Below are 14220 nucleotides of genomic sequence, written 5' to 3'. Positions count from 1 at the left end.
ATTATCTAGTTGGCTGATATGTAATTAAGCCGATGATTAATAAGTAAGGCCGAGTAATCGGATAATGTACATGAAAATTTGAGAAAGAAGGTTGTTTCATGTTAAAGTTTAACTGCAAAAATGCTGCGAGTTTTTTGTCTGACGGAGAGTTGGAAGCTTTACAGGCACAATTAAAAATAGCTGATTGTGCTTTACACGACGGTACGAATTTAGGTGCAGATTTCTTAGGTTGGGTCAATTTGCCGACTGAATACGACAAAGCGGAATTACAAAAAATTAAGGAATGTGCAGCGAGATTGCGTCGGGAAGTTGATTGCCTTGTAGTTATCGGTATCGGCGGTTCTTATTTGGGTGCTCGTGCCGTTCATTCAGCCTTTGCTCAATCTCTTACAGGCCAAATTAAGAATAGCCCGGAAATTATTTATGCCGGCTTCCAATTGTCCGGTGATTACATGAATGAATTGTTGGCATACCTTAAAGATAAACGCTTTGCCATCAATGTTATTTCCAAGTCCGGTACAACAACAGAACCGGCAGTAAGCTTCAGAATTTTGCGTTCCTTATTAGAAAAACAGGTCGGCAGTGAAAAGGCGAAATCTTTAATTTTTGCGACAACTGATGCGCATAAAGGTGCTTTGAAAAAATTTGCTACGGAAAAGGGTTACCAAACATTCGTTGTTCCCGATAACGTGGGCGGACGTTTTACTGTTTTAACGGCTGTCGGTCTTTTCCCGTTAGCTGTAAGCGGAGTTAATGTCGAAGAGCTGTTGGCCGGAGCCGGGCAAATGCAGAAAATTTGCGCTGAAACTAAAGATTTGAGCAACCCGGCTTGGAAATATGCCGCTTTGCGCAATAGCTTGTATAGACAGGGTAAAGCTATTGAAATTTTGGTCAACTATGATTTACGCTTGAATTATTTATCGGAATGGTGGAAACAGTTATACGGCGAAAGTGAAGGTAAATTCAAGCGCGGTATTTTCCCGGCTGCTGTAAGTAATACAACCGATTTACACAGTATGGGGCAGTTTATTCAGGAAGGGTCCCGTAACTTGTTCGAAACGGTGTTGTGGATTAATAATAGTAACAGTGTCTGCCTGATTCCTGATGATCCGCAAAATATTGACGGTTTGAATTTCCTGTCCAATAAAAATTTGCAGGAAGTTAATCACAATGCTATGTTGGGTACGTCCTTAGCCCATGCTGACGGCGGTGTCCCGAACAGCTTAATTACCTTAGACAAAATTTCTGAAAACGAATTGGGACAATTACTTTATTTCTTCGAATATGCCTGTGGCTTGAGCGGCTATCTCAATGCTGTTAATCCGTTTAATCAGCCGGGTGTAGAGCATTATAAACAGAATATGTATGCTTTAATCGGTAAGCCCGGATTTGAAAAACAAAAAGAAATTTTGGAAGCACGTTTGAATAAATAATGATTGGATGATAAAGTGCAGACGAATTTGAAGCAAAATAAGACGCCCGATGCCGGATATCTTGCTAATCTTGCCCATAATTTCAGAAAAAGTTGGGGGCAAAATTTCTTAAGATATTGTGAAGATGCCGGCAAATTGGTTGATAAAATCGATTTGACGGATAACATGGCTGTTCTGGAAATCGGTGTCGGCGGCGGTGCGTTGACGGCAGCATTGCTGAATCGCAATGTTACAGTTTATGCTTATGAAATAGATAAAACCTTGGAAACTTTCTTGAACTTAAGATTCGCTGAAAGCTTAGCCCAAGGACGTCTGCACTTATCATTTACCGATGCGTTGGCTGCCGATTGGACGCAGCTTTTTGCCCGATTTGAAAAAGTAGCGGTAGTTTCTAATTTGCCTTATTCTTTAACACGAGAATTGATTAATAAGATTTATCGTGAATTGGGCGAAAAAATCGGCATTTTAGCTTTAATGCTGCAAAAAGAGGCAATTAACCGTCTCCTTTGTCCGCCTCCGGGCCGAACTAATTATCAAGCGAAGTTATACGGTTTACAGGCTGTAATCACTCAAATGCTGTTTCGGAGTGCTGAACGTTATAAAATATCGCGTCAGGCATTTTTTCCCGTGCCGCATGTCGACAATGAATTTTTGATTATGACAACTGAAAAAGGCGGAGAAGAAAAGTCGGATATTTATTTTCCCCGGCAAAATTCAATACGAGATCAAAAATTGTGGCTCTATTTTATTGACTTTTTACAAACAGCATTCCAAAATCGTCGTAAACAAATACGCAATTGTTTTTCAACTTTGCCGAATGAACAATTATCGGCTATATTATTGAAGGCAGGTTTGCCTTTGACTGTCAGAGCGGAAGAATTGACGCCGCAGGAACTTTGGCAAATAGCCTGTGAATTGTTTGAAGCGAAAAACGGATAAATAATATGCAGAAACACAAAAAAGAGGAATTGACAGCTAAGCAAATTGCTTGGCAGGAATATCCGCCGGCCAAGGATATCGGCGTTATCCGCCCGGTAATACCGGATATAGTTCAATCTGCCTTACAAACTGCCATAGAGTCTAAAGATGAAAACCTTGCCGCTAAACGTAATTTTTCTACGGAATTACCTGATATTGTGAAAAAGGCAATTAATTCTGTAGATAAGTCACAAAACACGGTAAGCAATAATCCTAAGTTGGATATTAAACAACGCACTTCCTGCCCTCGAAGCACAATTACTTTATGCATTGCCAATCAGTTTTATCAAGTGAGCGCCGATGCTGATGTCGAATATATGAAAACTATTGCGCAGGAAGCCAACTTATTGATTAAAGATGTCAAACGGCAATTAAAAACCGGTGATAAGCAAACAATTCTTACCTTGTGTTTAATGAATGTTCTGGATGAAAAAGCCGATATGACATTCAAATTACGCGAACAGGAGCAGGTAGCTGCCGATTGCTTGCTGATTAATAAAGAACTCAAAGATCAGGTTGCCGTTGCTGAAAGAAAAATTCAGCAATATAAGCAGAAGCTGACAGCTTTAGCAGAAGTTTTCAGTCAAATTGCGGAACGCTTCAGTCTTTATAAAAATGATCCGGCTTGCGGAGCGGATAACTTCCGAAAGATAATTCTCCAATTGCTTGAAGGTGAAAAAGACGAAGATCAACTAAGTCGGAGAGAACAAATTACTTTTAGCGACTTGCTGAGAAAGGAATAGTTTATGAGCAGTAACATTAAAATTGTTGAAGTCGGTATAAAAGATTTCCCGAAAGATTTGCAGTTACCTTTTTATCGCCATAGAGGCGATATGGGGATGGATGTTTGTGCGGCGGCGGATTATATAATTTTACCCGGACAGACAATTTTAATCGCTACGGGTTTAAGTGTTGTTTTGCCTGAAAATTACGCTTTGGAAGTTAGACCGAGAAGCGGCCTGAGTCTTAAAACCAATCTGCATATTGCCAATAGTCCGGGAACGATTGATTCAGGCTATCGTGACGAAATAAAGATAATTATGCGTAATCTTTCGCAAGCGGCCTTAATTGCATATAATGACCCGGCCGAGGTACCTTTAAAAACTTTAGAAAGTCCGTATGGTAAAATACCATTATATGATTTGAACGTTAAATCAACACCCCACGGTGCTTATAAAATTTGTCGGGGAGACAGAATAGCTCAGTTGATTCTTGTCCCCATATATCAAGCTCAATGGACGGAAAATGCGGAAGAAGCGGAATTTGATCGTCAGGGCGGTTTCGGTCACAGTGGAGTAAAATAGCTGCAGGAATGATTATTGACGGGAAAGAAGTGAAAAAATGAATATATTAGCCTTCGAGTCTTCGTGTGATGAGACAAGTGTAGCGGTAGTAAAAGACGGTAGAGAAATTTTAGCAAATGTGATAGCTTCGTCAGCTGATTTACAAAGCCAATTCGGCGGAGTTGTGCCGGAAATTGCAGCCAGAGAGCATGTTAAAGTTATTACGGCAGTTATTGCCGAGGCTTTGGCGCAGGCAGCCTGTACCATGGAAGATATTGCTGCCGTGGCGGTTACTGCCGGCCCGGGTTTAGCAGGTTCTTTATTGGTCGGCGTCAGTGCCGCTAAAGCTTTAGCTTATGCTTATAACAAACCGCTTTATCCGATACATCATTTAGCCGGACATATTTGTGCCAACTTTTTATGTGATCCGAATTTTGATGTCCCGTATACGGGCCTGATAGTTTCAGGCGGTCACAGCCATTTAGTGACGATGGATAAAGAATATAATTTCCAAATATTAGGTCGGACTTTAGATGATGCCTGCGGTGAAGCTTTTGACAAAATTGCTCGAGCTTTGGGTTTACCTTATCCCGGCGGCCCGCAGATTGATAAGTTATCTTTTGCAGGTGACAGTACCAGGTATGAATTTCCGGAAAGTCACTTGCAAAATGCTTTGGATTTTTCCTTCAGCGGCTTGAAAACAGCTGCTTTGACCTACATTAATCGTGCCAAGATGCAAGCAGAGCAGAAAGGAATTAATTGGACGGATTTATTAAATATTAATGATTTTGCCGCCTCCTTTCAGGCTGCTATTATCAGAACTTTAGTAAAACATTCCGAGAAAGCTTTGAAATTAACTCAAGCTCGGCGCTTTGCTTTAGCCGGCGGTGTTGCGGCCAATACGCACTTAAGAGAAGCTTTAGCTGCTATGTGCCGTAAAAATAAGGTTGATTTTACTTGCCCGGACAGGATATTATGTACAGACAACGGTGCGATGATCGGTGCGGCTGCCTATTATCTTATATTGAGTGGGGTGAAACCGACAGACAGTACTTTAAACGCTTATCCGTCCTGGTCATTGGATCAGTGGAAATCTTTGCCGCAAATTAACGTGAGAAAAAAGATATAGGTGGTTGTATGACGGAAGTTACGGGAATTAAACAGGTAGCCTATAATCGCCGGGCAAAGCATGATTATAATATCATTGATACTTATGAGTGCGGCGTAGTTTTGCGCGGAACGGAAGTAAAATCGATCAGGGCTGCGAATACATCTTTACAGGAAGCTTATGCTCAAATTAAAGATGGAGAAATATGGCTTTATTCGTGGCAAATAAGTCCGTATGAACAGGGAAATATATTTAATTGTGATCCTCTGAGACCGAAAAAATTGTTGTTGCATCGGCGGGAAATTAATAAATTGGCCGGCAAAATAAAAACTTCCGGTTTAACTCTTATACCGCTGAAATTGTACTTTAAACACAATCGTCTGAAATTGGAATTGGCTCTTGCTCAAGGTAAAAAATTGTATGATAAGCGGGAGACTTTGAAAGCGAAAACGATTGCGCGTGAAATGACGAGAAATTTTTGAGCGGCAGCGCGGTGTGCGGCCAATTCGCTTGACAACAAAAGATGATTTTTGCTAAAATATTTAAGCATTTTATTGTTCAGACAATTTTAGGTAGGAAAGTTTGGATATGCTTATTATAAGTTAAGCTAAGTTCAACACAGCAAGTCTGTTTTATCACATCCCTATGTAAATGCCCGGTGTGAAATTTACGTATTCTTTTAAGGAGAAAACATGGCAACAAGAAGAGGTCCACGTTTTAAGGAATGCCGTTGGGTTGGCGTTAATGCTATCGGTAACCCCAAGGCAATGAAGCGCGTCAGCACTCACGGTAATTTGCGTCGTACGAAACCGACTGAATATCGTGTGCAGATGCTGGAGAAGCAGAAGTTGAAGATTTATTACAATATCTTCGAGAAACAATTGGTGCGTTATTATGAAGAAGCTTTGCGTTCTTCCGAGCAGACAGGTACAGCTTTGCTGCGCTTGTTGGAGAGCAGATTGGATAACTTGGTTTATCGTATCGGCTTTGCCAATTCTATTCGTATGGCCAGACAATTAGTCAGCCACGGACATATTATTGTCAACGGTAAGAGAATTGATATTCCTTCTTATCAAGTTAAACCGGGTGATGTTATCGCTTTACATGAGTCTTCACGCAAGGTCGAAGTCTTCTGCAATAACTTCAGAGAGTTCGGCGGTTTCAGCGTACCGTACATTGAACGTAATACGGAAGAGCTCAGTGCTAAGTTCACTCGTTTACCTGAAAGAGAAGAAATTCCGGTGGAAGTTAACGATCGTCAGATCATTGAGTTCTACAGCAGATAGTGCAAACAGTATCAATTTTGCGGCTTGACCACTATATTGTGGCTAAGCCGCTTTTTTATACCTTAAGCCGGAAACGGAGCAACTTCTGCCGGCGCAGAAGAAACAGGATAATAATAGCTTTTTGCATAACAAGTAATTTATAAAACCCCTTAAACTTTCTTAAAATCCCGAAAATTAGGGATATAAATAGACTTTACAGCTCCTATATGCTATACTATGCGAAAATATTGCAGAATACTGCTAATTTTTGTTGGAGGTAGATATGTCCGAGCAAAATCAAAACGGTAATGAGCCGCTTTTTTCAGAAGAGTTGCAACATAATGCTGACAGTAGCAGCAATACAACGGTGTGGGGTATTTTAGCCGGTAACTATAAGACTTTTAACATGATATACGGTATACTCTGGATAGTGTTTACGGTATTTTCACTTTTAGTCTTCACTTTTTCTTCGGCTGTTTTAGGATTTTTTGCTGCAGTTTTACCGGTTGCACTGATTCCTTTCGGTGTTCCTGTTGCAGTGCTGGTTATTGAATATATAGTAAAACTGGTAGTATTGGCCTATGTTTTGAAGACAGCGAAGTTTGCCGATCGTAAATTAGTTCTGGTAATTGATTTCTTCTTACTTCTTTTTATGCGGGCAAGTATTTTGACTTTTGCTTTCTGGGCTTTAGCTTTAGGTTCAAAAGTTTGTGCTATGTATGTTTATAAAAAACAGGATGTTGCTATGCAATTGCAGGCTTTAGCGACCGAGTTCAATGCTTTAGCAGATAAAATGGGATTCAAGAAGTAATATTGTTTATGCAGGAATGGCAGGATGAAAAATTGATAAGTGAAAATCTCGCTGATGTCCGTAATGACGGCAAAGGCGGGACTGCAAGAAATTTACTTATTGGTTTATTTATTCTTATTATTATGCTTTCATTAACTTGGCATATGATCTTCAAAGATTATAGTATCAAGGAAATGAAAGCAATTTTATTACAAGCTGACTGGCGTTGGTTATTGGGTGGATTTACGTTAATGTTGATTCACCAGTGCTGTATAGCCTTAAGTATTATTAGAGTAATGAATTATATCGCGCCTACTTTACAAGTCAAATTTAAAATGGCTTTTAACACTTCTTTTATCGGCTTTTTCTTTAATAATATTACACCGTCTTCTTCAGGCGGTCAGCCGATGCAAATGTATTATTTGAAAAAGTTGTCCATCCCGATGTCTTATACTTCAGTCGTTTTTATCGCCTTGGCTATTTTTTACAATTTATCTATGTTGTTTTATTGTGCCTGCGTCAGTTTCTTCCGATCGGGATATTTGCAGGAGAATTTAGGCTATGTTTCTTATTTGCTGCCTTTAGGTTATCTTTTGTACATTGTAACTACGACTTTTTTATTGTTGTTGTTCTTCAATCCTAAAATTATTGTTGCGGCGCTCCGTTTTGTATTAGGCATGTTGATGCGGAAGAAACTAATTAAAAATCCGCGTAATTTAGTACGTAAGCTTTTACATTTTTCCAAGCGTTATATTGCCAGCTCGCTTTCGTTTAATAAAAATTGGCGTTTGTTGTTGGAACTTATGGCTTTACACCTTGTGCAGATGGCAGCTTACACGGCCGTGCCTTTTTTTGCCTGTATGGCGTTAAGAGCCGGAAATACGCAAAATTGCTGGCAGTTGTTGGAAGACAGTTTCTCGATGCAGGCTGTTTTGAATATTGCCGCTTCTTTGGTACCTTCACCCGGAGCTGTCGGTTTGACGGAGGGCGGATTTTTACAATTATTCGGGAATATTGTGCCGGATAAGCAATTAATTCCGGCGTTGTTATTGACAAGAGTAATTAATTTATATGTCTTTTTGCTGATAGCAGCTGTTATTACAACTATTTGTTTTATTAGAGTTGATTTCAAATTAAATGCTGCTAATCTTAATAAGCTTGATCAAGAGTAGTTAAGGAGGAAGTTTATATGGGAAAACTGTTAACTGTTATTATCCCTGCCTATAATTCACAGATGTATTTGGAAAGAGCCGTAAATTCCTTGCTGCCGTACATTGAATTAATAGAAGTAATTATTGTTAATGACGGCTCAAATGATAATACATCAGCAATTGCAGCTGCCTATGTGCAAAAATATCAAGATAGTGTGATTTTAATTAATAAAGAAAACGGGGGACACGGTTCGGCTATCAATGCCGGAATGAAATTGTCCCGGGGATTGTATGTTAAAGTTTTGGATTCTGATGATTATTTTGCTGCCGAGCCGTTAAATTCCTTGCTGCAATTAATTCAACAGCTTTCTTCCGCTGCGGAATTGCCCGATTTGATATTTACAGATTATACATTGGAAATTTTGAAACAAGTTTACCGTCAGGATCATTCGTTATTGACAGCGAATGAATTATACCCGACTGAGCGCAATAATAAGTTTTTTTACATTGACAATAAATTAAGACAGGTTTTGCCGGCGAATAAATTGTTTACCTGGCAGGAAGTAAAGAAATGGTCTTTTACTGAACTTCTGATTATGCATACTCTTTGTTATCGTCGCGATTTCTTGCAAAATTTACATTTAACATTACCTGAAGGCGTCTTTTATGAAGATAACTATTACAGTCTGATTCCTTTGCAAACAGTAGAGACAATGTATTATTTGCCGGTTAATTTGTACATGTATTATATCGGTCGTCAAGGACAGTCGGTTAATTTACAGAAAATAATTCAAAATTATCAACATCAAGTAAAAGTTATTAAGGCGATGCTTGCAGATCTTAAGTTCGGTTACAGGACAGGGCAGCCGGTAATTTTGCGAGATTTGACAGTTAAGCATATGGCCAGAATGTATGAGGTGTGTCAATTAATTTATCTTATGCAACCTAATCCGGAGCATCTTGCAGCTTTGCAGGAAGTCAAAGAAGCTTTCAACCGCTTGGATCCGCAATTATGGCATTATGTGAAGAAAAAGCGCTTAGTAATTTTCTTGAATTTTGCCTGTAAATATTTATTAAGTTTGGCCGGGCTGATATTGAAGCTTTTGCGGCGCCTGCGAGTTATTAACGCTTAACGGCCGCTTAAGTTTTCTAATCGGCAGAAATATCTGTATAAGGTGATTGCTGCGGCGTTAACTTTGTCCGGTATATTTGAGCAGTTTGAGTAACTGCAGCATAACGGAATTGATTATCCTGTTGTTCCAACATTTTATCTACAACTGCAATAAATGTATCGTCTTGACTGTCCAGGCAAATTATATCGCCGGCATCACGCTTGGAAGTCAGCTGTTTAATCATAGCTGCTTGATTTTTGCTACGCGGATAGTTATTCCATTTGATCTGAATGTAGTCCTGTAAATCATCTCTAATTGCATTATTTTGCTGCTCAAGGAGGCGCAAATAGTTGTTCGTCGCGTGTAATTTCTGTTTCAGGAAGTCGCTTGCAGCAGTTATTTGAGCCTGTGTATAAGAGTTATTATCCAACAACAGGGCAATTTCATGTCCCTGCGAAATAATATTTTGTAAAGTCGGCAAATTAGCGGTATTTAACTCTTGCGGTGTCAGGAAAAAGCTGGCAGTTGCAGCATTATCGCGGAGTAATTTTAAGAGTTTTGTTAATGTTTCTTCCGCCGGTAAATTATTAATTGTCAGAGCCGAAAATTTGTACGGACTGTCGGTATTACCTTCACTATCGGGTGTATACGGCAACAGTTTTTCGCTATCTTTATTGGCCAGATAACGTTTCCAGGAATCATATTTAAGACTGACTTTCAAATCACTCTGTTGATTAAAATATTTACTTACTTCATTATATTTCAAGCTGAGATAGTTATTATAAATGTATCTGCTGCCGCCGTTACTTACCAAGTTGAGTCGGGAATTGTTGTTCAACAGGGAGGCATGACTCTGTTTGGGATTGACTAATAAAATCAACTTTTCCGGAGTGAATAAAAAGTTTTGCCGAGTAATTTGATCGGTCTGTAAACCTAAATCCTGTTTCAAATCGTAACGGTACATCGTATTATAGCTGTCGGCAATTTCCTGCAGGATATTATTGCGTTCCGAAAGTAAATCTTTCAAAGTTAAAACACTATGATATTGCAAATCGTAGTACAGTGAGCTGTAGGCTAAATCACTGAGTTTGTCGGCAGCGGCACCGCCTTCATAATAATTGAGCGTGAAAATTAAAGAGACCAGGCGACCGGCCAAAATTGCACTGTCATAATTAACAACCAGAAGCGGCTTTTGCCGAAAACTGTTGCGGCGAGGTAATTTGTTCGCAGCCTGAATGTACGGTTGAATAAGACTGTCAAGACGGCTTTGAATTTTATAGTCAAGATAACTGTCATCATAATGCGGAAAAGTTAAATGTAAATTTATCTGATCAAGTTCGGCTTTTTTGCATTGAGCGGTACCCGAGAGCAGTATTCCATGCTTTTTATCTAATTCCCGCCGCATATTGTTATCTGCTTCTATGCTTGCAAGTTGGTGATAATGAATAGTGAAAATGGTACTGAAAATTAAAATTACGGCCAATACAAAGCATAGAGTCTGTACTATGCTGCAGCGTCGGGCAGAGAATTTACGCCAAAAAGATAAATTTGCCAGTTGGCTGTTATGAGCCTGCGTATTGTAAGTACTGTGTTGACAGTATTTTCGCCAAGCTTGATATTGCCGGGAAAGGTTGAAAATAATACTTGCACAGAAATTTTTGCAGGTAAGTTTGAACGTTGAGTGCACAAGTTTCTGTTGTTCTTTAGAACTGATATTCTTGCCGCGTGTCCAAAATTTTTGTAATAATTTTTGTGAAAAATCCCAGGTGGCATGACTTTCACGTCGTAAATTGCGCAAATCATTTTTCAAGTCGGCCCATTCACTTTGGCGGGGAACAGTTTTCGAGTTGACGATTTCAGCAGTTTCGGCCTGCTTTTTATTACTGCGCGTTGTTACACCGCGATAAGTGAGAATTTGCAGACTTTGAGGTTCAAGGACAGCTGCCGATTCTTTCGCAGAAGCAGTATCGGGTGACAATAAAGGCGCATGAGATAAGTGAGTTTGAAATAATTTTTCCAAATCTTCGGCTGTATTCTCTGTATTCTGCGGTTTAATGGTGTTTTGCAGCAATTTAGCCTTTTTATCAGCCTGTTGCAGCTGTTTATTTTGTTTGTAACGGCATAAATGCTTTATTTTATCTAAGATTTTTCCGGCGGATATATTCGATTTGAAAGTACTTTTGGCCGATACGGCAGACTCACGTTTTTTTACCGGTACATTGCTCGCACGACAGGTTCCTTCGTAATTAGGCATAGCACCGGAATGACTTTGATGAGTGCGCATATCTGAGACAATTCTCCTTTGTGTAACTAAAATCGCTAAAACAATTATATCAGGTAAGAGTATTCGAACCGTAATAAATTTGACACTTTGGGCAGAAATGTGTGCTTCGACCTGCAATTTTACATTTCTTTATGGGCGTTTTACAGCTATAGCAGGGAAGTGAGGTTCGCTGATAAACTTGCAGATAATTTTGAAAATTCCCTTTAATGCCCCAACTGTCAACATAATCACTGAATGATGTTCCGTGATTACTGATAGCTTTATTGAGCAACGGTAGAATGGAACGGTATAAAATTTGTAAGTTTTTTTCGCTTAAATCACAGCAAAGATTGGCAGGATGGATGCGGGCGGAGAAGAGCAGTTCGTCAGCATAGATATTACCTAAACCGGCGATAATGCTTTGATCCAGCAGAGCAGATTTGATATTTTTGTGCAAATGACGTCTGCATCCTTGAATAAAGGCATTTTCCGCCTCTTTTTCCGTTAATGCTTTTTCATTTAAGGTCAACTTATGCGTTAATGCGTCGAAACCTAATTTCTTTAAACTTTGATCAAAACTTAAATTTTGCCGGGGCAGGAGTTTAACATAACCGAATCTTCTAACATCGTTGAAATAAAGGTACAAAATTTTATGATCTTTCTTCAGCTCAAAATAAAAATGGCTGTGTTTCGGTAAGTTGGTAACTGTGGAAGTGATAATGAGTTTTCCGGTCATCCGAAGGTGAAAAATCAGAGTAATATCCTCGGCACTTGTATCAGATTTCAAGTGCGCAAATAAATATTTTCCCTGCCGCTCGAATTCAGATAATTTATAATCGGCAGCTAAGGAAAAATTGCTTGTTTCATCATGCCAACAATAATTATCAAGTCTGACAATTGAACATAAATGACTGTTGCTTAATTGTTGATTGAGACCTTGACGGATAGTCTCCACCTCCGGTAATTCAGGCATAATTATTCCTTCTTCAATTTTTGACGCAAAATTTTATAATCATTGATCAGATCTTTGGCATCATCTACATGGCAACGAGCTAAACGGGGATCCAAATCAGGTTGACCCAGACCTTCAATTAAGTCACGGTAAACATAAACTAACTTAACATCATTCGGATAATAAGTTATGCGATAGTTTTTGTGCCAAAATTGCAAATAGGTTTTTATATCTTCATAGACAAAATGCTGCGGTGTAATTTGAATCAGGTTATTAATCTTCCGTTCGGTCTCCGTTGTTGTCATATAGGCGGAACGGGCATTGGGCAGCGTTAAATCCTGTTGAAATTCTGCGGCAACTTCAGCAGGTAAATCAGCTTGAAAAGCAAAGGTAAAACGCGGCTTTTCACCGGCCCAGTCCAAGGCTAAATAACTCAAGGCATCTTTTGCGATTAAATCAGCGTGATGTTGGGCGTCAAAAGTTTCAATTGTACAATTACCGCTGCTGGGAAAAAGATAATCCGGTGCAAGTTCCTTCAAGTAACGGACGGAAGTATGCCTTATCTGCCACATATGCCAAACAATAGGATTGGTACTTGTGCCTATTTTTATTTTACCGATGGCCGGAAAATTAATAGCTTGTTTGAATAACCCGTCTTTGCCCAGTTCCGCCTTAAAGTTGCACAAAGAACACATGATAGCTGTGCGATTTAACTGATACATGGATAAAAACTCCTGGCAATTGGGACAACTGTATAAGAGATTGTCCAACCCTCCGGCAGGGTTGAAACTGAAATAACTGTAAGTTTTTTGACCCTTGTTGCGTCTTTCAAGTTGATTATGGTAGTCTGTACCGCGCAGTAATTCCGTCATTTTAGTACGAATATCTTCAAGTTCCAATTCGCCTGTTTCTTCCCCCGTATAAACAAGAGAAGCAGTGACGGCAATTTTGCCCAAACGTAAGCCGTGATACCCTGACCAACGCGGCCAGGAAAGGAAAGCTCCGTCAAGATCACAAAATATCAAATTTGCGTGAGAACGTTGTACCAATTTAATAAAAGCGTCGGAAAATAACTCGTGTCTTCCGTCGGCAGAACGTTCACCTTCCGGGAAAATAGCGATGGATTCACCGCTACGTAATAGAGAAATCATTTGTTTGACAGCTAAAAAGTCACTGTTGAACTGGGTGATATTAATAGTTTTCATTTTGGCCGTAAGCCAAGGGAGAAAGCCGTGACCTTCCTGCAAAAAATTACCGGCTACGAAATGTAACTTATGTTTCGGTCCCATACATAACATCACGAATACCGGATCCAAAAGGGAAGAATGCGGTGCAATCACGATGCTGGGGCCTTTAAGTTCTTTTTCGGCAAAATTATGCTGTGAGCGATATGCAAATAGTATACTTGCCAATATTCTAAGCAAAAAATAAGAAAATGAATAGAATAAGGTCGATATATGTGCAGACGGCGCCGCTTTACTTTTTTTAGAACGCCGAAAAGTTAAAGTACGCATACCGATTTTGGCTAAATTTGTTGCATTAGCTTTAGTTATTTCACCGGCCTTAATTAAAATTGAATTCCTTTTCAATGCTGTACCCTCAATTAAAGTGTATTAAAGTGTTTTATAAGTACTAGTTATTATAATGTTTTGTTTAATTAATTGCTACTTGAATAAATCGACAATAAGGGAAATGAGCGGGCTTTAATTGTGATTTTTCGACCGGCATTGATAAGTGATGCATGACCACAACTTATAGTACTTCAGTTGCCAATAATGCTGTATACTTTCAATATTGTGTATTGAACACCCGAGAGCTGTAAGTCAATTATTACAAGTTTTTAACAAAAATAAAGGTAAAAAGATTTATTAATAAGAGAAAAAAC

The 14220-nt window shown here is 39.2% G+C and carries 13 protein-coding genes; 10 read left to right on the top strand and 3 right to left on the bottom strand.

Going from position 1 to position 14220, the window contains the following annotated elements; genetic code table 11:
* Positions 1–98: 98 nt before the first annotated feature.
* The 10 genes from PYS60_RS03750 to PYS60_RS03705 all read left to right on the top strand — a co-directional run bounded on the left by PYS60_RS03750 (position 99) and on the right by PYS60_RS03705 (position 9141).
* Entirely contained in the window at positions 99–1433 is a 1335-nt protein-coding gene (locus PYS60_RS03750; RefSeq protein WP_315567828.1) for a glucose-6-phosphate isomerase, read from the top strand.
* 15 nt (positions 1434–1448) lie between these two features.
* Entirely contained in the window at positions 1449–2372 is a 924-nt protein-coding gene (locus PYS60_RS03745) for a ribosomal RNA small subunit methyltransferase A (RefSeq protein ID WP_315567826.1), read from the top strand.
* 5 nt (positions 2373–2377) lie between these two features.
* Complete coding sequence (gene zapA, locus PYS60_RS03740; RefSeq protein WP_315567824.1) at positions 2378–3154, top strand: cell division protein ZapA; 777 nt, start codon at positions 2378–2380, stop codon at positions 3152–3154.
* Positions 3155–3157: 3 nt separating this feature from the next.
* Positions 3158–3715: a dUTP diphosphatase gene (locus PYS60_RS03735; RefSeq protein ID WP_315567823.1), complete on the top strand. Its 558-nt coding sequence runs from the start codon at positions 3158–3160 to the stop codon at positions 3713–3715.
* A gap of 37 nt (positions 3716–3752) precedes the next feature.
* Positions 3753–4823, top strand: coding sequence for a tRNA (adenosine(37)-N6)-threonylcarbamoyltransferase complex transferase subunit TsaD (gene tsaD, locus PYS60_RS03730; protein WP_315567821.1), 1071 nt, complete (start codon positions 3753–3755; stop codon positions 4821–4823).
* An 8-nt stretch (positions 4824–4831) separates the two neighbouring features.
* The gene (smpB, locus tag PYS60_RS03725; RefSeq protein WP_315567820.1) at positions 4832–5284 is read left to right on the top strand and encodes an SsrA-binding protein SmpB; all 453 of its coding nucleotides are present in this window, start codon (positions 4832–4834) and stop codon (positions 5282–5284) included.
* Positions 5285–5494: 210 nt separating this feature from the next.
* Positions 5495–6088, top strand: coding sequence for a 30S ribosomal protein S4 (rpsD, locus tag PYS60_RS03720; protein ID WP_315567818.1), 594 nt, complete (start codon positions 5495–5497; stop codon positions 6086–6088).
* A 262-nt stretch (positions 6089–6350) separates the two neighbouring features.
* Positions 6351–6878: a hypothetical protein gene (locus PYS60_RS03715; RefSeq protein ID WP_315567817.1), complete on the top strand. Its 528-nt coding sequence runs from the start codon at positions 6351–6353 to the stop codon at positions 6876–6878.
* An 8-nt stretch (positions 6879–6886) separates the two neighbouring features.
* Positions 6887–8029, top strand: coding sequence for a lysylphosphatidylglycerol synthase transmembrane domain-containing protein (locus tag PYS60_RS03710; protein WP_315567815.1), 1143 nt, complete (start codon positions 6887–6889; stop codon positions 8027–8029).
* A 17-nt stretch (positions 8030–8046) separates the two neighbouring features.
* Positions 8047–9141 carry a glycosyltransferase family 2 protein gene (locus PYS60_RS03705; RefSeq protein ID WP_315567811.1) on the top strand — a complete coding sequence of 365 codons (1095 nt, stop codon included), beginning with the start codon at positions 8047–8049 and terminating at the stop codon, positions 9139–9141.
* A gap of 16 nt (positions 9142–9157) precedes the next feature.
* Here PYS60_RS03705 and PYS60_RS03700 read toward each other — a convergent pair whose 3' ends face one another.
* Genes PYS60_RS03700 through PYS60_RS03690 form a run of 3 tightly spaced genes read right to left on the bottom strand, consistent with a single transcriptional unit; the run spans position 9158 to position 13924 of the window.
* Positions 9158–11404 carry a polysaccharide deacetylase family protein gene (locus PYS60_RS03700; RefSeq protein ID WP_315567810.1) on the bottom strand — a complete coding sequence of 749 codons (2247 nt, stop codon included), beginning with the start codon at positions 11402–11404 and terminating at the stop codon, positions 9158–9160.
* Positions 11405–11453: 49 nt separating this feature from the next.
* Positions 11454–12356: a bifunctional DNA-formamidopyrimidine glycosylase/DNA-(apurinic or apyrimidinic site) lyase gene (mutM, locus tag PYS60_RS03695; protein WP_315567808.1), complete on the bottom strand. Its 903-nt coding sequence runs from the start codon at positions 12354–12356 to the stop codon at positions 11454–11456.
* Positions 12357–12358: 2 nt separating this feature from the next.
* A complete protein-coding gene (locus PYS60_RS03690) occupies positions 12359–13924 on the bottom strand; it encodes a lysophospholipid acyltransferase family protein (RefSeq protein WP_315567807.1) in 1566 nt (521 codons plus the stop codon).
* Positions 13925–14220: the final 296 nt, after the last annotated feature.

Origin of the sequence: Amygdalobacter indicium (assembly GCF_029101545.1) — a bacterium.
GTDB lineage: Bacteria > Bacillota > Clostridia > Saccharofermentanales > Fastidiosipilaceae > Amygdalobacter > Amygdalobacter indicium.
Note: the sequence above shows the minus strand (reverse complement) of the source record. Positions and strands in the feature narration are given on the sequence as shown.